We start from the raw sequence: 18,599 nt of genomic DNA, 5'->3' as shown, positions 1-18,599 counted from the left end.
GAAGGGCCTTCGCCCGTGAAGAGCTGGAGCGGCCGGAGCGGCCTGGCCAAGGTCGACCTCTACACCCGCGTCACCGCGTACATGCTGCTGTGGTCCGCCGTGTTCGTCCTCGGGCTGATGCTCCTGATCCGGCCGGTCCGGCACGAGGCCCCGCTCGTCCTCGTCGTCGTCGCCCCGCTGCTGAACCTCGCCAACGGAGTGCTCGGCCACCGCTTCCTGCGCCGCGCCATGGACGCGTACCTGAGGCCCGGGACCGTACTCCCGCCGCGTGAGGTGCTGCCCGCCGCGGCGGCCGGGGCCGCGACCGCCGGAGCCGTCCTCCTGGAAGCGGCCACCGCCGACCTGACCGGGCTGCTGCCGGGGATGCTCGGGGCGGCGCTCGTCCCCTTCCTCTCCGGGCACTGCCTGATCCATCCCGGCCGGACCACCGCCCTGCACCAGGCGCTCCTGGCCGGCGTGCTCCTGGCCCTCGTGCCGCTCACCGGCCGGGACACGACACAGACCCTCACGACCGTGACGAGCGTCGCCTTCATCACCGGCTGGCTCGCCGTCACCGTCCGCCTCTCGCTCTGGGTGCTCGGCGTCGTCTTCGAACTGCGCGAGGCCCGCGACGTACAGGCCCGGCTCGCGGTCGCCGAGGAACGGCTGCGCTTCGGGCGTGACCTGCACGACATCCTCGGCCGGAACCTCTCCGTGATCGCCCTCAAGAGCGAGCTGGCCGTCCAGCTCGCGCGGCGCGAACGCCCGGAGGCCGTCGACCAGATGATCGAGGTCCAGCGCATCGCGCAGGAGTCCCAGCGAGAGGTACGGGACGTCGTGCGCGGCTACCGCGAGGCGGACCTGCGGGTGGAACTGGAGGGCGCGCGGGGCGTGCTCGGCGCGGCCGGCATCGACTGCGCCGTCGACTCCCCGGGGCCCGGGCTCGACCTGCCCGATCAGGTCCGGTCGGCGCTCGGCTGGGTGGTCCGGGAGACCACGACGAACGTACTGCGGCACGGGGACGCGCGGCGCTGCACGATCGCCGTGCGGAAGGAGGAGGACACGGTGCTGCTGACGGTGGAGAACGACGGGGTGCGGGTGGGTGCGGGGGACGGCGGCGGTGGCGGGGCCGGTGGCGGCGGTTCGGGTGCCGGAACCGGGCTCGTGGGGCTGCGGGAGCGGCTCGCCGCGGTCGGCGGGACGCTTGAGGCCGGGCCGGGTGACGGCGGTACGTTCCTGGTGACGGCCCGGATCCCCGTGCCCCGGACGGGGGCGGACCGATGACCGCGACTGGGTCCCTACCCGTACCCGTATCGGCACCCCTGCGCGTCCTGCTCGCCGACGACGAGCATCTGATCCGTGGTGCGCTCGCCGCGCTGCTCGGTCTTGAGGACGATCTCGTCGTCGTCGCCGAGGCCGCCACCGGTCCCGAGGCGCTCGCCATGGCCCGCGCCCACCGACCCGATGTCGCCGTGCTCGATCTGCAGATGCCGGGCGCCGACGGTGTGACGGTCGCCACAGTTCTGCGGGACGAACTGCCCGGCTGCCGCACCATGATCGTGACCGGTCACGGCCGCCCGGGCCACCTCAAGCGGGCCCTCTCGGCCGGCGTCCGCGGCTTCGTCCCGAAGACCGTCAGCGCCCAGCGGCTCGCCGAGATCATCCGTACCGTGCACGCCGGAAACCGTTACGTGGACCCGGAGTTGGCGGCCGACGCCATCGCCGCCGGGGACTCCCCACTGACCGCGCGGGAGGCCGAGGTGCTCGAATTCTCCGCCGACGGGGCGCCCGTCGCGGAGATCGCCCGGCGCGCCTCACTCTCCCCCGGAACCGTCCGGAACTACCTCTCCTCGGCCGCCGCGAAGCTCGGTGCCGAGAACCGGCACACGGCAGTGCGTCTCGCACAGGCGAAAGGTTGGGTATAGTTGGCTCCGCGCTACGGCGCATGCGGACGTGGCTCAGTTGGTAGAGCATCACCTTGCCAAGGTGAGGGTCGCGAGTTCGAATCTCGTCGTCCGCTCCATGAAGAAGCCCCCGGTCGAATCGACCGGGGGCTTTCTCGTGCCCTGACACATGCCCTCACCCCGTGCCCCCGACGCGAGCGCCGGGGGCACGGGGGCCCGGGAACTCAGAAGCTGTCGGACCAGGCCTTGCCGGTCAGCAGCTCGTACGCCTCCAGGTACTTGGCGCGCGTGGCGTCCACGATCTCCTGCGGGAGGGGCGGCGGCGGCTGCTCGCTCTTGCGGTCCCAGCCGGAGGCCGGGGAGGTCAGCCAGTTCCGGACGAACTGCTTGTCGTACGAGGGCTGGGCGCGGCCCGGCTCCCACTGGTCGGCCGGCCAGAAGCGCGAGGAGTCCGGGGTGAGGACCTCGTCGCCGAGGATCAGCGTCTCCCCGTCGAAGCCGAACTCGAACTTGGTGTCGGCGAGGATGATCCCGCGCTCGCGGGCGATGTCCCGGGCGCGGCCGTACACGGCGAGGGTCGTCCGGCGCAGCTCCGCGGCCGTCTCGGCGCCGACCTGGCGGGCGACCTCCTCGTACGACACGTTCTCGTCGTGGTCGCCGACCGCGGCCTTGGTGGCCGGGGTGAAGATCGGGGCGGGCAGCTCGGAGCCGTCGCTGAGGCCCTCGGGGAGCGCGAGGCCGCACACCGTGCGGGACTCGTTGTACTCCAGGAGGCCGGAGCCGGTGAGGTAGCCGCGGGCCACGCACTCGACCGGGACCATGGCCAGCGACTTGCAGACGGTGGTGCGGCCCGCCCAGTCGGCGGGGGCGCCGGCCGGCAGCTCGGTCGAGAGCACGTGGTGGGGGACCAGGTCGGAGAGCTGGTCGAACCACCACAGGGAGAGCTGGGTCAGCACCCGGCCCTTGTCGGGGATCTCGGTGGGCAGCACCCAGTCGTACGCGGACATGCGGTCGCTCGCCACCATCACGAGGTCACCGGCCTCGTTCCGGTACAGGTCGCGCACCTTGCCCGTGTGGAGATGGGTGAGGCCCGGGACCTGAACGGGCTCGGGCTTTTCTACGAATCCGGACACGGTTCCTCCGCGTAGGTTGATCCAGGAGCGTGTCCGATTCTCTCGCACATCCGGGCGGCTCCGGCCGCCAGGCCCTGTGACCCCCCGCTCAGTCCCTCTTGCAGATCCGGTCGAGGAGGTTCGCGGTGGCGCGCTGGACGCGGGCGTCGACATGGCCCGGCCGGTCGAGCGACGGCGACCAGGCGAAGGTGCCGGAGGCGAAGACCCAGGCGCCCGAGGGCGCCCGGTAGAGACTCGTCTCCTGGTGCCGGAGTGCCCCGTCGCCGTCCCGGTAGGGCGAGTGGGCGAGCAGGATGCGGCCCTGGTGCTCGGGCAGCGCCGTACGCGGGAAGTAGCGGTCGGCCTCGCCCGCGACCAGGCCGGGGAGCTCGTCGCCGTCACCGGCTCCGGTGGCCTCCCAGAGCCAGTGCTCGGCGTTCCGCACGACCAGCGGGTGCGGTTCGGGCACCCGGCCCGCGTACTGGATGCCGAGGAGCTGCTGCTCGGGCCGGTCGACCTCGCGCCAGAGCGCGGGGCGGCCGGGGCCGCGCCGCTTGCGGCACGTGAGGAGCCGGTCCGGCACCCCGGACGGCGAAGGGCCCAGCTCCACCTGCCAGTACATGGTGTTGGCGGAGAGGAAGACCAGCGACGTGCCCTGGTCGCGGGCGAGTTCGACGGTCTTGCGCATCGGCGCCGACCAGTACTCGTCGTGCCCCGGGAAGACCAGGCCCCGGTAGCGGCTCGGGTCGACCCGCCCCGCGTGCAGGTCGCGGGTCTCGGCGTACGCCAGGTCGTAGCCGTAGCGCTCGGCCCAACGGATGAAGTCGTAGGCGTGCCCGACGTGGAGGGGCAGCCCCGCGCCCGCGTACGGACGGTCGAAGGAAACGGTGACGGCCGCGTCCTGCTCGCCGAGCAGCCGCCCCTCCTCGTCCCAGGCGTGGTAGAGGCTGGCGCCGGTGTGGCCGTCCTCCGGGTAGAGGTTGTACGCCTGCCAGGTCACGTCCGGGAGGACGAGGAGCAGATCGGCCGGGTGGTTGTCGCGGACCGTGAAGGGGATGTGCGAGCGGTAGCCGTCGGCGGTGGTGAGGACGGCGACGTACGCGCCGATCGACCAGTAGCTGGGCACCTGCAGCCGCCAGGACTGCCACCAGTGGTGGCAGGAGACCGTGCGGTCGGCGGTCAGCGGGGCCGGCTGGACGATCCCGGAGAGCCGGGGGCTCGTGGTGATCTTCGCGGCGCCGTCGCCGCCGTAGTGACCGATCCGGTAGACGTCGACCGAGAACTGCTGCGGCGGATCCACCGTGATGTGGAAGTCGATCGACTCGCCCGGTGCCACGGCCCCGTCGGACGCGAAACCCTTGATCTGGCGGCGTACGTCGTCGGCCGTGCGCGGGCCGCCGCTGCCGCCCCGGGCCAGGATCTCGTCCGCGTACCAGGGGACCATCTGTCCGGTGTCGTCGAAGTAGTTCTCGGAACCGCGCAGCCAGGGCAACGGGCCCTGGCCGAAGGGATCGGTGACGGCGTGCGCGAGTGCGCCCGACTCCCACCGCCTGATCTGGTCCGCCCCCATGCTGCGCCCCTCCCTCGACTCCCCCGGGTCGGCTGGTCAGTGCCTGCTGTATGCCCGACGTGCCTGCCGTGTACATGCCCCGGCTCGTGCCGCTGGTTCAGGCGCCCGGTTCAGGCCCCTGGTTCGTGCCTCTGTCAGTGGCGGTCTCCAGCACATCACATAACGCACGCACTCCGTCACCGTTCGTCGTGAATTGACGAGAGTGGAAGCCAGGGCTCCGAAACGGGTGATCTCCGGGGCGCGTCCGGGCGACCTCGGGCCCGGCTTCGTGCCTGGCTTCGTTTCCGGCTTCGTTTCCGGCTTCGTTTCCGGCATCAGACCAGGCTTCAGGCCGGCTTCAGACCAGGCGTACCGGCTTCTCCGGGCGTACTCCCGTGCGGGCCAGCCAGACCCGCAGCGGCTCCGGGTCGCCGTCCTCGACGAGGGCGAGGACACGGGGGCCGAGGTCCGCCGCCCGCTCGCCGCCGACGAGCAGGGCGGGCCCGTCGAGCCAGTCGAGGCCAGGGGCGGCCTCGGCGGTGTCCACGGCCGCGCAGCAGACCATCGCGGTGACGTGGTCGGCGAGCAGATCACGGCCGGAACGGGGCGGCTGGAGCGGGAACAGCGGCAAGGGCCCGTCGGGGCCGCTGACGGCCCCGGGGGGTGTGCTGCCGGACCGGTCGTCCTTCTCGGCGCCCAGGGCCGCCGCCTCGACCGTCAGCGCTGTGGCGGCCACCCGCGCCTCCCGTTCGGCCTCCTCGCGCGCGAGGAGCGCGCTGAGCGCGCCCGCGAGGGCCTCGGCGGCGGGGTTGACGGGCTCTTCGTCGACGTCGGTATCGGTATCGGTATCGGTATCGGCGTCGGCGAGGTGGCCGTCGTCGTGAGCGAGGGCGTGATCGCCTTCCGGGGGCGAAAGCTCGTCGGCGGCGGCCTCGGGCGCTGCCCCGTCCACGTTCCCGTCGGGGTCGGGGTCGGCGTCGGGGTCGGCGGGCTTCGTCGGCTCCGTGGACAGGTGGGCGATCACCCGGGTCAGGGTCGGGCCGGCGGCGACGTCCACACCGTTCCCGGTCCCGCCACCGGCCGCGGAGTCCGCCCGGCCGAGGCCGTCCAGGACCTGGTGCAGCCGGGCCGCGTCGGTGCGCCACTTCCGGTCGACGACCTCCTCCGGGTACTGGCTCCACTCCACCGGGGACCAGTCGGGCCCGGGTGCGGCCGGGCCGCCGTGGAAGAGGCGGGCGGCGAGCAGCGAGGTGGCCTCGTCGACCGCGCCCGGCTCCTCCAGGAGGTCACAGGCGGGGCGCTCGCCGAGCCGGGAGGAGAAGCCGTCCGCGAGCCGGTCGCGGCGGGAGAGTTCGGTCAGGGCCGAGACCACGCCCGCGTCGAGCTTGGCGGGCCAGCGGCCCATGCGCCAGGCGGGGAGCGCGACGCGGGTCAGAAGCCGGTCCCAGCCCGCGTACGCCAGGCCGACCTGTTCCTGGGCGACGATCCGTACGCCGTAGTCGACGGCCTGGGCGCGCTCCGATCCGGCGGCGGCGACCCCGCGCTCCATCTCGGCGGCGTGCCCGCGGCAGGCGCGGAGGAGGACGCGGGCGACCCGCCCGACGCCTCGCGCGCCGAGTCGGCGGACGGGGTCGAGGCCGGGCGTCCCGGGTACGGCCACGGCGGCGTCCAGGCCTCGGACGAAGCGGCGTGCGGCGGCTATGTCGGGGTGCCCCGCGGGGCCCGTACCGGCGACGACGGGGGCGAGGACCGCCCGCAGCTCGCCGACGCGCATCCACCACAGGAAGGGCGAACCTATGACGAGGACGGGCGCGCCTTCGCTTTCGCCCTCACCGTCGGCCGGTGTGCGCAGCGCGCGGTGGGCCCGGTGGGTGCGGTCCTCAAGCCAGCTGTCGCAGTCCGGGGTCAGGGCTATCGCGGCGGGTGCCGGGACGTCGAGCCGGTCGGCCAGGTCCCGGACGAGCCGGTAGAGGTCGGGGGCGGCGGTCTCGGAGAGCTCCACCGTCGGAGTGGCGGCCGGGCGGGCCCGGACGACGACGAGGGCGACGGCCGTGGCGGCGAGGAGGACGAGGATCGCGAGGACGGTCACGACCCAGCGGGCCGTGTCCCAGCCGGAGCCGGTGAAGTGGCCGGTGACCCCGCCCGCGTAGAGGACGACGGCCACGGCGGCGGGGAGGACCGCGAGGCCCAGCGCCCTGCCGCGGACCCGGAGGACGGCGAGGGCCCGGGAGTGCGCGGCGCGCGCTCCCCACTCCTCGCCGACAACGGAACCGGTACCGGACACGCCGTACATCACCCCCTCCTGCCCATGTCGGGACTGCCTGTGGCGGTGTTGCTCACTCCCCCACTGTGGCACCCGTCACTGACATCGCAATGCCGGTGGGCCAAGTGCCGGAACGCCTCCGCCGCACCCTAGTTGGGGCTTCGGCGAACGTCATCCGGATGGCCCAGCCGTCACTCGAAGGTATGGCTTTGGGCAAAGGTGATGGATTTCGCGCGGCCGTACGGTCCACCGCACGGCCGCGCGAGAAATCGGCGGCGCCGTCAGGCTTCGGCGGCCTTCCGCGCGATGTCCGTACGGTGCTGGGAGCCGTCAAGACGGATACGGCCGACCGCCGCGTACGCGCGCTCGCGGGCCTGCGCCAGGTCCGTTCCGGTCGCGGTGACCGAAAGGACGCGGCCGCCCGCGCTCACGATCGCGTCGCCGTCCTGCCGGGTCCCGGCGTGCAGCACGTACGCGTGGGGGGCGTCCTTCTCGGTGACCTCGTCGAGGCCCTCGATCGGGTCACCGGTGCGCGGGGTGTCCGGGTAGTTGTGGGAGGCGACGACCACGGTGACCGCGGCGTCGTCGCTCCAGCTCAACGGGGCCTGGTCGTCCAGGGTGCCGTTGGCGGAGTTCAGCAGGATGCCCGCCAGCGGGGTGCGGAGCCGGGCCAGGACGACCTGGGTCTCGGGGTCGCCGAAGCGCGCGTTGAACTCGATGACCCGTACGCCACGGCTGGTGATCGCCAGACCCGCGTACAGCAGGCCCGAGAACGGCGTGCCGCGGCGGCGCAGCTCGTCGACCGTCGGCTGGAGGACGGTCGCGAGGACCTCGTCGACCAGCTTCGGGTCGGCCCAGGGCAGCGGCGAGTAGGCGCCCATGCCGCCGGTGTTCGGGCCCTCGTCGCCGTCGAGCGCGCGCTTGAAGTCCTGCGCGGGCCGCAGCGGGAGGACGGTGGTGCCGTCGGTGATGGCGAAGAGGGAGACCTCGGGGCCGTCGAGGTACTCCTCGATGACCACGCGGTCGCACGCGAGCGCGTGGGCCCGGGCCTGGGCGAGGTCGTCGGTGACGACGACGCCCTTGCCGGCGGCGAGGCCGTCGTCCTTCACGACGTAGGGAGCGCCGAAGGCGTCGAGCGCTTCGTCGATCTCCTCCGGGGTCGTGCAGACGTAGCTGCGGGCGGTGGGCACCCCGGCGCCGGCCATGACGTCCTTGGCGAACGCCTTGGAGCCCTCCAGCTGCGCCGCTTCCCGCGACGGGCCGAAGGCGGGGATGCCGGCCGCGCGGACGGCGTCGGCGACACCGGCGACCAGCGGGGCCTCCGGGCCGACGACGACCAGGCCGGCGCCGAGCTCGGTGGCGAGGCGTGCGACGGCGTCGCCGTCCAGCTGGTCGACGGGGTGCAGCTCGGCGACCTCCGCGATTCCGGCGTTGCCGGGCGCGCAGTGCAGAGCGGTGACGTCGGGATCGAGGGAGAGAGAGCGGCACAGGGCGTGTTCGCGGGCGCCGCCGCCGATTACGAGGACCTTCACGCCAGCCAGGGTAGTCCGCCGACCGGGATGCCCCTTGTGCGGGCCACTGAACGAGACGCCCCTACTCGTTCGTGTATTCCTCCACAACGGTGGCTCCGAGCTCGCGCACGATCAGGTCGTGCCCGGAGAGGGCGGAGTCGACGAGGTCCGGATCGTCTTCCTCGGGCACGTCGTCCTCGGGCGCCACGGGCTGCGGCGCGGGCGGCGTGTACGCGGGCGCGGGGGCCTGCGCCGGGGCGGACGCCTGCGCCTGCGGGAACGCGGGAGCAGCCTGCGCCTGCGGCTGTACGGGGGCGGGCGGCGGGGCCTGCTGGAAGGCCGGCGCGGGGGCCTGGGGGCGGCCGAAGCCTCCGGTCCCGCCCGACCCGCCGAAGCCGGTGGCGGCGGGCGGCGGCGAGGCGCCGCCCGAGGGGTCGATGATCGCCTCGACCTTCCAGTTCACGTTGAACTGCTCGGCGAGGGCCTGCTTCAGGACGTCCTCGCTGCCGCTGCTCGCGAAGTTGTCGCGGGCTCCGGCGTTGAGGAAGCCGAGCTGGAGGGTCGTGCCGTCGAAGCCCGCGACCTGCGCGTTCTGGCTGAGCAGGATCCAGGTGAAGCGTCGCCGGTTCTTCACGGCGTCGAGGATCTGCGGCCAGAGGTTGCGCACCTGGGCGGTGTCCCCGCCGCCGCCCGTGGCGGCGGGAGCGGGCGCGGGGGCCTGCGGCGCGGGCTGTGCGTGCGCGGGAGCGGGGGCGGCCTGAGCCGGGGCCGGGGCCGGGGCCGCGGGGGCGGATGTGCCGGGCCAGGCGCCGGGTCCACCACCGCCGGGGGCGGCGGCGCCTGGCCAGGCACCGGGACGGGACGCGGCGGGCTGCGCCTGGACGGGCTCGGGTGCCGGCGCTGCGGGTGCCGGTGCGGCCTGCGGCGGAGCCTGTACGGACATGGGGGCGGGCGCGGGAGCCTGCGGGGGCGGGGCCATCGGGGTGTGGGCGTCGGGACCGGGGACGTACCCCATGGAGGTCGCGGGAGGTCCGGGCGTGAAGACGGGCGCGGGCGCGGCGGCTGCACCGCGCTCCAGCCGGTCGAGGCGCGCCTGGACGGACCGCTCGTCGTCGAAGGCGGCGGGCAGCAGCACGCGCGCGCAGATCAGCTCCAGCTGGAGCCGGGGCGAGGTGGCGCCCCGCATCTCGGTGAGTCCGGTGTTGACCAGGTCGGCGGCCCGGCTGAGCTCGGCGGCACCGAACACGGACGCCTGCGCCTGCATGCGCTCGATCACGTCGACCGGGGCGTCGATGAGCCCCTTCTCGGCGGCGTCCGGCACGGCGGCCAGGATCACCAGGTCGCGCAGCCGCTCAAGGAGGTCGGCGACGAACCTGCGCGGGTCGTTGCCGCCCTCGATGACCGTGTCGACGACCTCGAACGCGGCGGCGCCGTCACCGGCGGCGAAGGCCTCCACGACCGCGTCGAGCAGCGACCCGTCCGTGTAGCCGAGCAGAGAGGTGGCCATGGCGTACGTCACGCCGTCGGCGGCGGCGCCGGCGAGCAGCTGGTCCATGACGGACATCGAGTCACGCACGGAACCGGCACCGGCGCGCACGACGAGCGGCAGCACGCCGTCCTCGACGGGAATGCCCTCGCGCCCGCAGACCTCGCCCAGGTACTCCCGCAGGGTGCCGGGGGGCACGAGCCGGAAGGGGTAGTGGTGCGTACGCGACCGGATGGTCCCGATGACCTTCTCGGGCTCGGTCGTGGCGAAGATGAACTTGAGGTGCTCCGGCGGCTCCTCGACCACCTTCAGGAGGGCGTTGAAGCCCGCCGAGGTGACCATGTGGGCCTCGTCGATGATGTAGATCTTGTACCGACTGGAGGCGGGCCCGAAGAAGGCCTTCTCGCGCAGGTCACGGGCATCGTCCACACCACCGTGCGAGGCGGCGTCGATCTCGATGACGTCGATCGACCCCGGCCCGTTCCGCGCGAGGTCACGGCAGGACTGGCACTCCCCGCAGGGCGTCGGCGTGGGCCCCTGCTCGCAGTTCAGACACCGCGCGAGAATGCGCGCACTGGTCGTCTTGCCACAGCCGCGGGGGCCGCTGAACAGGTACGCGTGATTGACCCGGTTGTTCCGCAGGGCCTGCTGCAACGGGTCAGTGACATGCTCCTGCCCGATGACCTCGGCGAAGGACTCGGGGCGATAGCGGCGGTAGAGCGCGAGAGACGACACATGTACGAGGTTATAGGCGCCCACCGACAACCCGGGAAAAACCGCCGCGGCTCCGCCCGGACCCCGTCCCTCACAGACAGCGGGAGCCGCCCTCGTACGCCGCCCTCACGGACAGCGCGAGCCGCCCTCGTACGACCGCCCCCATCAGACAGCAGCAGCCCCGGTACGCCGTCCCCACAGCCCCGGACTCGACCCACGCACGGGAACGCAAGCGCCCCCCACGCACCTGCCAGAGCCGACCTACCCTTGCTGCCTTCCGGCCCTGGGGGAGTTCAGTCAGATAGCACCGCGTGAGGGGCTCCGCCCAGAGTACCCGATCGCAGACCCCCCAAGGCCCCACGCCCCCTCCCGGACCCCCTCACCACCCCCCACCAGGATCGAGTTCGCGAGCACCCTCTCCGGTCATGTAATGTTCGCCGCGGAGGATTCGCCTAGAGGCCTAGGGCGCACGCTTGGAAAGCGTGTTGGGGGCAACCCCTCACGAGTTCGAATCTCGTATCCTCCGCCATTGCTCTCACCGGGCAATTCGTTGAAGGGCCCCGCTGCTTGCAGCGGGGCCCTTCGGCGTTGTCGGGGTCGGTCAGTGTTCCCCGGTGGGGAGGCCGGTTTCGAGGAGGTCGAAGACGTACGTGGCCTCCGGGGCCACGGTGGCGGCGATCTGGGCGTTGGGCTCTCCGGCGAGCGTGAGTTCCTGGATCCGCTGGAACAGCAGCCGGTGGGCGGCGCCGAGGAGTGCCGCGGCGGCCCGGGGGGCGATGGCCGGGCGCTCGGGCGAGGTGTTGGAGGGGACGTCCGCCGCGAGGGCTTCGGCGAGGGCCTCCTCGCGCAGGTCGTGGAGTTCGCGCAGGCGGGCGCTCAGGGTGAGGCTTTCGGCGATCATGCGGGCGAACTCCGGGCCGGCGAAGCCCGCGACGGGGTCGCACCGCTCCACCGCGGCGGCGAACTCGCGCCGCAGCACGGTGAGCGCCGACTCGCCCGCGGCCCGGCCGGCGACCGCGCGGGCCAGGGTCGCGGTGAACGCCTCGTGGTGGTCGAGGGCCAGGTCCTCCTTCCGCGGGAAGTAGTTGGTGACCGTCTTCTTGGCGACGCGGGCCGCCGTGGCGATCTCGGCGATGGTCGTCTGCTCGAAGCCCTGCTCCATGAAGAGGCGGGTGGCGTGGTCGGAGATCAGCTGCCTGGTCTCCTGCTTCTTGGACTCTCGGAGTCCCATGCTCTCGGTACCCATGAGCGAATCTTACACGCGACGTAAAAATATGCTTGACGCACTCGCGACGTCGTGCGTAAAGTTACGTCCGTCGCAAAAATCGCCTCGTAGAACCAGAGGGAAGAGGTCGCGCATGCCGCATCTGCCGAAGCTGGATCCCGCCACGCTCAGCACCGCTCTCAGTGCTGCGTTCAGCACCGCCAAGCTCGCCGCCGCCGATGGACGGCAGGACGCAGGGCCGGTGCCCGTCACCGCCCAGCGCCGCCCGCTCCGCGAACTGCCGCGCACCGGCCACCGCGGGGCGCCCGCCGCCACCCGCAACCGGATCCAGGCGCCGCGGCGCACGTACTGAGACCTGGCCCCGCCCGCCTGACTGCCTGGTCGCCTGATCGCCTGACCGCTTGATTTCTTGACTGCTTGACCGCCTGATCGCCTGCTGCATGACTAGCGAGGAGTCGCCGTGAACGTCTCAACCTCCACCCTCTCCCTCACCGTCGCCGACGTGGACGCCTCCCGCGAGTTCCTCACCACCCACCTCGGCTACCAGGTGGCGATGGCCGCCGACGGCTTCGCCTCGCTGACCCGCGAGGACGCCGCCGTCGACATCGTGCTGCTCAGCCGGGGCACCGAGGTCCTCCCGCCCGAGCAGCGCGACCAGCAGGCCGCCGGCCTGATCCTGGCGCTGACCGTGACCGACCTCGCGGCGGAAGAGGCCCGCCTGCGCGCCGCGGGCGCTCCCCTCACGATGCCGCTGCGCGAAGAGCCCTGGGGAGAGCGCCTGTTCCAGCTGACCGACCCCAACGGCGTCGTCGTCCAGCTGGTCGAGTGGGTCACGCCCTCCGCCACACACGGCACGACCGAGTAGGAGGCCCCCGCGGCGCGGGGAACGCCGGTGGGCCGGGACGCTGATGCGTTCCGGCCCACCGGCGTACGTGCGTTCCGCCCACCTACACGGGGCAGGGGCGGTACTCAAGGCTGAGTTCGCGGTCGACGGCGTAGCTGGTCCGCATCGACGCGTCGATCACCTGCTGCCAGGAGCCGTACTTGGCGTACAGCTGGTCCGCGGTGGGGCCGAGCGGGTTGCCGTACTTGGCGATGTTCCGCTCCTCCAGGATCCGCACCTCCTCCCGGGTCATGCCGGCGCGGGTGATCTCCTTGGCCTGGTTCCGCATGTCGACCAGCTCCCGGGCGATCTCCTCGTCCGTGGCACCCGCCTCCCGCATGGCGGCCTCCGTGCGGTGCATGTCCTCCAGGAGCCCGTGGTACCGCATCCGGGTCCGCTGGGCCTCGACCTTCTCGTCCATCGGCAGAACGCGGATCCGGCACACGACCGGGTCGGCGCTGGGACAGGGATCGTCGGCGGATACGGGCCGGGCGAGCGGAGCCGTGATGACGGAACCGCACGCCTCGACGGCGCCGGCCGCGGATGAACCGGCGGTGCCCAGGAGGGCGACGGCGGCTACGAACGGCAGAAGCGCTCGGCGCAGCCTGGAGGAAGGAGAGAACGGGGAAGGGGACGGGGAAGGGGAAGGGGAATTCGGCATGCGGGCATCCTTGGGGACGCCGCCGCACCCCCTCACGCAGGCGCACCGATGATCACTCCTACGTGGCGCCGAGAGAGTGAGCCAGTCGCGTAGAGAGCGGCTGTGCGGGGCTAACACGACGTCACCGGTGACCAGTTCGCCACCCCTGAAGGTGCTGTGGGTCCCACGGCACCCCGTTCACTGGATCGGGGGGTGATGGGAGGGAGGGACGTTACTGCGACCACCAGTGTGTAGTGATGCCGATACTTTCTGTGATGACCAGTCGGCTCGACCAAACAGGGGTTATCGATGAGGAAGTTCGCTACGGCGGTGGTGGCCGCGGGGCTGTTCTTCGGGGGGATGGGGGTGGCGGTGGCGGACTCGTCCTGGCGCGAGTTGGTCATGGAAACGCCGGGCGTTGCGTTCGACGGTAAGTACCAGTGGCAGCCCACGACCAAGGTGCCGAGTGGTCTTCACGTGAAGGGCCAGCTGCGGGACGGAAACAAGAACGACGGCCACAACGTCTACCTGCGCACCAAGGTCGAGGGCTACGCGTGGGGCCATCTCGCAGGCGTTCAGAACAAGACCATCAAGGTCGACAAGGTCTTCGTCGACGGCGCTGTTCTGAAGACCAAGGAAGTGCGGATTCACGCGTGCATCGACCGTGGCTCCCTGCGCCCTGACTACTGCTCACCGGAGCGGCTGTTCTGGCGGAAGTAGTCAATCGGTCTCGGGAGCCGCCCAACCACGGCTCCCCACCCCCCAGGGAGCGCACCACGATGGACGTCATCCTCCGCGCCGAGGGCGTGGATCTCTTCTACGGCACTGAGCAAGCCGTCAGTAACGCGGATTTCACGCTCAAGCGCGGCGAAGTGGCCGCCATCATGGGCAGCAGCGGGTCGGGGAAGTCGTCGCTGCTGTACTGCCTCGCAGGGGTTCTGCCACCTACCAGCGGCACCGTGACCTTCGACGGGGTGCAGCTTTCGACGCTCCCCGACGGGGAACTGAGCGCCCTGCGTCGTACCCGCCTCGGGTTCGTCTTCCAGTACGGGGAGTTGCTGCCCGAACTGACCGTCGAGGAGAACGCGGCGCTTCCCCTCCGGCTCGCCGGGATCAGCAAGACGCATGCCCACGCGGTGGCCGCCCAGGTACTGGGGCGGCTCGGGATGGGCGATCTCTTGCGGCGCAGGACCTCGAAGCTGTCGGGGGGCCAGAGTCAGCGCGTTGCGGTTGCGCGGGCTCTGGTCCACCGGCCGGACGTGGTGTTCGCGGATGAGCCGACCGGGGCACTCGACAGCGCCAACGCGACGGCAGTGCTGGATGAGTTTCTTCAGCTGGCGCGGAGGCAGAAGACGGCCGTGATCATCGTGACGCACGATGCCGATGTCGCCGCGAGGGCTGATACGCAGTACACGATGTCGGACGGCGCCCTGGATCAGCGGGTGGCAGTGTGAACGCTTTCGTCCTCGGCATGCGCCTGCTGTGGGGCAGTGGACGTCGCGGGCGAGTGCGCTTCCTGTTGATGACGTTCGGCTCGGCGCTCGGAGTGGCGTGCCTTGCCGCCGTCCTCACGATTCCATCGATCCTCATGGCCCATGACGCTCGCACGGCCGCCCGTGAGCCGCGTCCAGGCACCAGTAACGTCTTGTTCCAAGAGTTCAGGGATCCGTACGGGTCGCAGCCACTCCATCGGATCTTCGTCGCACAGACGAGACCCGGTCCTACGCCGGTGCCTCCGGGAGTCGAGAAGCTTCCTGGTGCCGGTGAGGCGATCGTTTCCCCCAAGCTCAGTAAGGTCCTTGCCTCCAATCCACGAACGGCCAGGCTTGTCCCCGGCCGTGTCACCGGCATCATCGCGCCGCAGGGATTGGGTGCCAGCGACGATCTGTACGCATACATCGGCACTACTCCGGCCGAGCTGACCGAGGCAGAAGAGCTGGGTAGCTTCGGCACTGGCCGAACGTGGCGGGAGATCGTCGACCCATCGACACTCAGCATCCTTCGCTTCACGCTCGGGTGCATTGTGCTGCTCCCCCTAGTCATCTTCCTCTCTGTTTGTGCGCGGCTCTCCGGAGAGTCGCGCGCCCGGCGGCTCGCTGCCCTCCGGCTCGTCGGGCTCAGCATGAAGGACACCCTGCGGGTCAATGCCGGGGAGAGCGTCGCCGCTGCCTCGGTCGGGGCCGCGATCGGGGTCGTGGGGTATCTCGGGGTCAACGAGGTCATGGCTCGGGTCGGGTTGCCGGGCTTGCACTGGTATCCCGCGGATGGCCGGCCTTCTGGGACGACCGTTGCTCTGTGCCTGCTGGGATGCCCGGCGCTCGCATGGTTCGTAGGGCAGTTCAGTGCGCGGCGGGCCGCCCTTTCGCCGATCAGTGTGCGGCGGACGGGGGAGCGTAAGACTCCGAAGAAGTTCGGGACGCTGCTGCTGGTGCCGGGGCTGGGGATCATCGGTGGGTACTGCGTGCTCAGCATCATGGGGCAAGACCCGTCCGGGGGATCGGCCAGCTCCCTACTGGTGCCCGGTGCCGTGTTGCTGACCGGTGCCGGGCTCGTCTTCGGGTTGACGCCCATCACTGCGTGGCTCGCGCGGCGACTGGCCGGAGCCGCGAAGTCGCTGCCGGTGGCGCTGGCGATGCGGCGCACCGAGGTCGACCCCGGGTCCTCGTTGCGGGTGGTCACCGGGCTCGTGCTGCTGGTCTTCGGCGCCTCGCTGACGCAAGGGGTGCTTGTCGAACTGGACCAGGTCAGTCGGCGAACAGCTCCCCTTCAGGAGTACAAGATCAGCTTGGACGAACTCACGCCGCCACAGCGGAAGGCGCTCGAGAAGGTGCCGGGTGTGCGGACGCAGGTAGTCTCGTACAGCTCCTGGGATCCGTTGGGTGACGGAGATGTCTCGCGCGCCGACTTGGTAGTCGCCACCTGCGCGCAGCTTGCCTCGTCCACAGAGTGGTCCGCAGGCTGCGTAGACGGCAGGATCATGCAACTGCGCAATGACCGCTCGCCCTTGGAATACAACCCGAAGGCGGGAGAGCGCTACCCCTTTGAGTTGAAGGACGGCCGGAAGGCCACGTTCACGGTGCCCCGGGAAAGGGTTGACGTACACCCCTGGGACATCTCCGTCTTCGCTTCAGGCGCCCTTCTCGTCCCCCCGACTCTCCTCCCGGCCCCCCTCGCCGATTCCGCCGGCACCCTCACCCTCGTCAGCGACGCCGACCCCGCCACCATCCGTTCCGTTCTCGACGGCATCGGGGCCATCGCGCCCACCTCCTCCGTCGAGCCCGTCGGGATCGTCATCGACTCGCTCGCTCAGCTCACCGTCATCCGGAGTCTGCTTGCCGTCGGGATGGTGCTCGGGCTGGTCATCGGGGTGGCCGCGTTTGTGGTGTCCGTGGCCGATCGGGCCATGGAGCGGCGGGGGCAGGTGACCGCGCTGGCCTTGTTGGGGGCTCGGGCCGGGACGTTGCGGGGGGTGCAGGTCATGCAGGTGTTGTTGCCGCTCGTGGTGGGGTTGGGGGCGGCGATCGTCACCGGGTGGCTTGCCGAGTCCAGTTATCTGATCACCGGGGGTGGGGCCGTGCACTGGGACTGGGACGGGTTGCCGTTGCTGTTCGTCTGTGCGCTCGGGGTGCTGCTCGCCGCCGCGCTCGCTTCCGTGCCGATGGTGCGGCGGCACATCGATCCCGAGCACATTCGGCGGGATTGAGGTTGCCGCGCCGATGAGTTTTCGGTGAGGTGGGGGTCCTACTTCCAGTTGCCCCGCCCACACCGAGGAGATCCCCGTGGCCGAGAACGTCGTCAAGGGTCCTGCCAGCTACTTCCCTTCCATCGAGAAGAAGTACGGGCGGCCGGTCTCCGAGTGGCAGGACCTCATCCGTTCCTCGCCGCTCACCAAGCACATGGAGCTGGTCTCCTGGTTGAAGGCCGAGCACGGGATGGGCCACGGGCACGCGAACGCGCTCGTGGCCCACACGCTTGCCGAGGGGAAGTAGCGGCACCCGCTCACGCGGCACCCGCTCACGCCGCCAGTTCGTGGGCCGTGCGGGCCTTCACCCGCGCCGTCAGCGTCAGCGTCGCCGCCGCTGTGGCCGTGCCCGCCACCAGGGCCGTCCACCACAGGGCCGACGGGCCCAGTGTCGTGTACGTGGCGACCCCCAGGGTGAGCGCCGCGAACCGCGCCACTCCCCACGTCCAGCTGAACGCCCCCTGGTAGCGGCCCCTGGCGTGTGCCGGGGCCAGGTTGGCCACGACGCCCGCCGCGATGCCCGCGACGACCAGCTCGCCCAGGGACCAGACCACGACCGACACCGTGTAGCCGACGATCCCGTCCGCCAGGCCCGTGAGCGCCACTCCCACCGCGATCAGCGTGCTGCCCGCGCTCTGCACCGCCAGCTGCGGGAACCGGGCCAGCCGGGCCGTCGCGAAGGGCTGCACCGCCACGACCAGGATCGCGTTGACCGCCGCCATCGCCCCGTACACCGCCGGCGACAGGCCGCTGTCGTGGACCGCCAGCGGCAGGGCGACCTCGGTGAGCGAGTACACGAAGAGCTGGACCCCGAAGAGCGGCAGCAGGAGCAGCGCCAGGCGGTCGCGGAGTACCACCCCGTATCCGATGCCGTCCTTCTTCGCCGACTCGGGCCCCGGCCCCTCGGCATTCCCTCGGGACCTTTCCTCCGTCGTCCTGCGCTTCGGCTCCGGGAGGCGGACCGCCACCACCAGTGCGTAGAGCAGCATCGAGCCCGCGTCGACCGCGAAGAGCAGCCAGTAGCCGTGTGCGGCCAGGTAGCCGCCGAGGACGCCCGCCACGGCCGTGCCGATGTTCACTCCCCAGCCGAACAGGGCGTACGCGCGCTGCCGGCGCTCGCTGTCCACGGCGTCGGCGAGGAGCGCGTACGCCGCCGGCGACACCGTGCTGCCCGCCGCGCTGATCAGCAGCGCCGCCGCTGCCATCGTCCATACGCCGGGCGCCAGGAACAGCGCGCCCTGCGCCGCCGACGCGCCGATCAGGCCGATCAGCATCGTGGGGCGGCGTCCGATCCGGTCGGCCAGGATGCCGCCCACGGCCGGGCCCAGGAGGTTGCCCGCGCCCAGCGCTCCCAGGACGTACGAGGTCTCCGCGCCCGTCACTCCGCGCGCGGCCAGGAAGAAGACCAGGAACGGGGTCACGAGGTAGCCGAGCCTGTTGACGATCGTTCCCGCGAAGATCGTCCACACGACGGGCGGCAGCCCCTGGAAGGAGGACGGGATGAGGGACGGGAGGGAGGACGGGGTCCGGGGAGCAGTCCCGGAGGGGGTGCGAGTTGGCATGCTGCGAGCCTGCTCGGGTCCCCGCTGCT

The 18,599-nt window shown here is 71.7% G+C and carries 16 protein-coding genes, 2 tRNA genes and 1 other RNA gene; 10 read left to right on the top strand and 9 right to left on the bottom strand.

Translation table 11 applies throughout. The features are described from left to right. Nucleotides 1-15 precede the first annotated feature (15 nt). From OG514_RS13970 to OG514_RS13960, 3 genes are all read left to right on the top strand, one after another. Nucleotides 16-1,263 (top strand): sensor histidine kinase, encoded by a 1,248-nt coding sequence (locus tag OG514_RS13970; RefSeq protein ID WP_266894428.1) that lies wholly within the window; start codon nt 16-18, stop codon nt 1,261-1,263. After that, nucleotides 1,260-1,904, top strand: coding sequence for a response regulator transcription factor (locus OG514_RS13965; protein ID WP_266894426.1), 645 nt, complete (start codon nt 1,260-1,262; stop codon nt 1,902-1,904). The genes OG514_RS13970 and OG514_RS13965 overlap by 4 nt, the downstream gene beginning before the upstream one ends. Before the next feature lie 22 nt (nt 1,905-1,926). Further along, nucleotides 1,927-2,002, top strand: a tRNA-Gly gene (locus OG514_RS13960). A 105-nt stretch (nt 2,003-2,107) separates the two neighbouring features. Here the strand turns inward: OG514_RS13960 and OG514_RS13955 are convergent. The 6 genes from OG514_RS13955 to ffs all read right to left on the bottom strand — a co-directional run bounded on the left by OG514_RS13955 (nt 2,108) and on the right by ffs (nt 10,842). Further along, a complete protein-coding gene (locus OG514_RS13955; protein ID WP_266894424.1) occupies nt 2,108-3,016 on the bottom strand; it encodes a phosphoribosylaminoimidazolesuccinocarboxamide synthase in 909 nt (302 codons plus the stop codon). An 88-nt stretch (nt 3,017-3,104) separates the two neighbouring features. After that, complete coding sequence (locus tag OG514_RS13950) at nt 3,105-4,565, bottom strand: N,N-dimethylformamidase beta subunit family domain-containing protein (RefSeq protein ID WP_266894422.1); 1,461 nt, start codon at nt 4,563-4,565, stop codon at nt 3,105-3,107. A gap of 337 nt (nt 4,566-4,902) precedes the next feature. Continuing rightward, a complete protein-coding gene (locus OG514_RS13945) occupies nt 4,903-6,837 on the bottom strand; it encodes a hypothetical protein (RefSeq protein ID WP_266894420.1) in 1,935 nt (644 codons plus the stop codon). 251 nt (nt 6,838-7,088) lie between these two features. Next, on the bottom strand, nt 7,089-8,339 hold the full coding sequence (gene purD, locus OG514_RS13940; protein WP_266894418.1) for a phosphoribosylamine--glycine ligase: 1,251 nt from the start codon (nt 8,337-8,339) through the stop codon (nt 7,089-7,091). A gap of 61 nt (nt 8,340-8,400) precedes the next feature. Next, nucleotides 8,401-10,539 (bottom strand): DNA polymerase III subunit gamma and tau, encoded by a 2,139-nt coding sequence (locus tag OG514_RS13935; RefSeq protein WP_266894416.1) that lies wholly within the window; start codon nt 10,537-10,539, stop codon nt 8,401-8,403. A 204-nt stretch (nt 10,540-10,743) separates the two neighbouring features. After that, an RNA gene (ffs, locus tag OG514_RS13930) (signal recognition particle sRNA small type) lies at nt 10,744-10,842 on the bottom strand. Nucleotides 10,843-10,959: 117 nt separating this feature from the next. Here ffs and OG514_RS13925 point away from each other — a divergent pair. Then, nucleotides 10,960-11,047 (top strand) — tRNA-Ser (locus OG514_RS13925). Nucleotides 11,048-11,119: 72 nt separating this feature from the next. Here OG514_RS13925 and OG514_RS13920 read toward each other — a convergent pair. Further along, complete coding sequence (locus OG514_RS13920; protein WP_266894414.1) at nt 11,120-11,764, bottom strand: TetR/AcrR family transcriptional regulator; 645 nt, start codon at nt 11,762-11,764, stop codon at nt 11,120-11,122. 112 nt (nt 11,765-11,876) lie between these two features. On the opposite strand from OG514_RS13920, the gene OG514_RS13915 reads away from it, so the two are divergent. Further along, nucleotides 11,877-12,095, top strand: a complete 219-nt coding sequence (locus OG514_RS13915) for a hypothetical protein (RefSeq protein WP_266894412.1) — start codon at nt 11,877-11,879, stop codon at nt 12,093-12,095. A 108-nt stretch (nt 12,096-12,203) separates the two neighbouring features. After that, nucleotides 12,204-12,608 carry a VOC family protein gene (locus OG514_RS13910; protein WP_266894410.1) on the top strand — a complete coding sequence of 135 codons (405 nt, stop codon included), beginning with the start codon at nt 12,204-12,206 and terminating at the stop codon, nt 12,606-12,608. Between the two features lie 82 nt (nt 12,609-12,690). Here the strand turns inward: OG514_RS13910 and OG514_RS13905 are convergent, their stop codons facing one another. Continuing rightward, nucleotides 12,691-13,323: a hypothetical protein gene (locus OG514_RS13905; RefSeq protein ID WP_266894408.1), complete on the bottom strand. Its 633-nt coding sequence runs from the start codon at nt 13,321-13,323 to the stop codon at nt 12,691-12,693. Between the two features lie 252 nt (nt 13,324-13,575). On the opposite strand from OG514_RS13905, the gene OG514_RS13900 reads away from it, so the two are divergent. The 4 genes from OG514_RS13900 to OG514_RS13885 all read left to right on the top strand — a co-directional run bounded on the left by OG514_RS13900 (nt 13,576) and on the right by OG514_RS13885 (nt 17,255). Beyond that, nucleotides 13,576-13,986, top strand: a complete 411-nt coding sequence (locus OG514_RS13900) for a hypothetical protein (protein WP_266894406.1) — start codon at nt 13,576-13,578, stop codon at nt 13,984-13,986. A gap of 59 nt (nt 13,987-14,045) precedes the next feature. Next, on the top strand, nt 14,046-14,720 hold the full coding sequence (locus tag OG514_RS13895) for an ABC transporter ATP-binding protein (RefSeq protein ID WP_266894404.1): 675 nt from the start codon (nt 14,046-14,048) through the stop codon (nt 14,718-14,720). Further along, nucleotides 14,717-16,969: an FtsX-like permease family protein gene (locus OG514_RS13890; RefSeq protein WP_266894402.1), complete on the top strand. Its 2,253-nt coding sequence runs from the start codon at nt 14,717-14,719 to the stop codon at nt 16,967-16,969. Before OG514_RS13895 ends, OG514_RS13890 begins: the two co-directional genes overlap by 4 nt. Nucleotides 16,970-17,045: 76 nt before the next feature. Then, the gene (locus OG514_RS13885) at nt 17,046-17,255 is read left to right on the top strand and encodes a DUF4287 domain-containing protein (RefSeq protein WP_266894400.1); all 210 of its coding nucleotides are present in this window, start codon (nt 17,046-17,048) and stop codon (nt 17,253-17,255) included. A gap of 25 nt (nt 17,256-17,280) precedes the next feature. On the opposite strand, the gene OG514_RS13880 is transcribed toward OG514_RS13885, so the two are convergent. After that, nucleotides 17,281-18,570: an MFS transporter gene (locus OG514_RS13880; RefSeq protein ID WP_266894398.1), complete on the bottom strand. Its 1,290-nt coding sequence runs from the start codon at nt 18,568-18,570 to the stop codon at nt 17,281-17,283. Nucleotides 18,571-18,599 lie beyond the last annotated feature (29 nt).

It is taken from the genome of Streptomyces sp. NBC_00572 (genome assembly GCF_026341815.1).
Lineage (GTDB): Bacteria > Actinomycetota > Actinomycetes > Streptomycetales > Streptomycetaceae > Streptomyces.
Note: the sequence above shows the minus strand (reverse complement) of the source record. Positions and strands in the feature narration are given on the sequence as shown.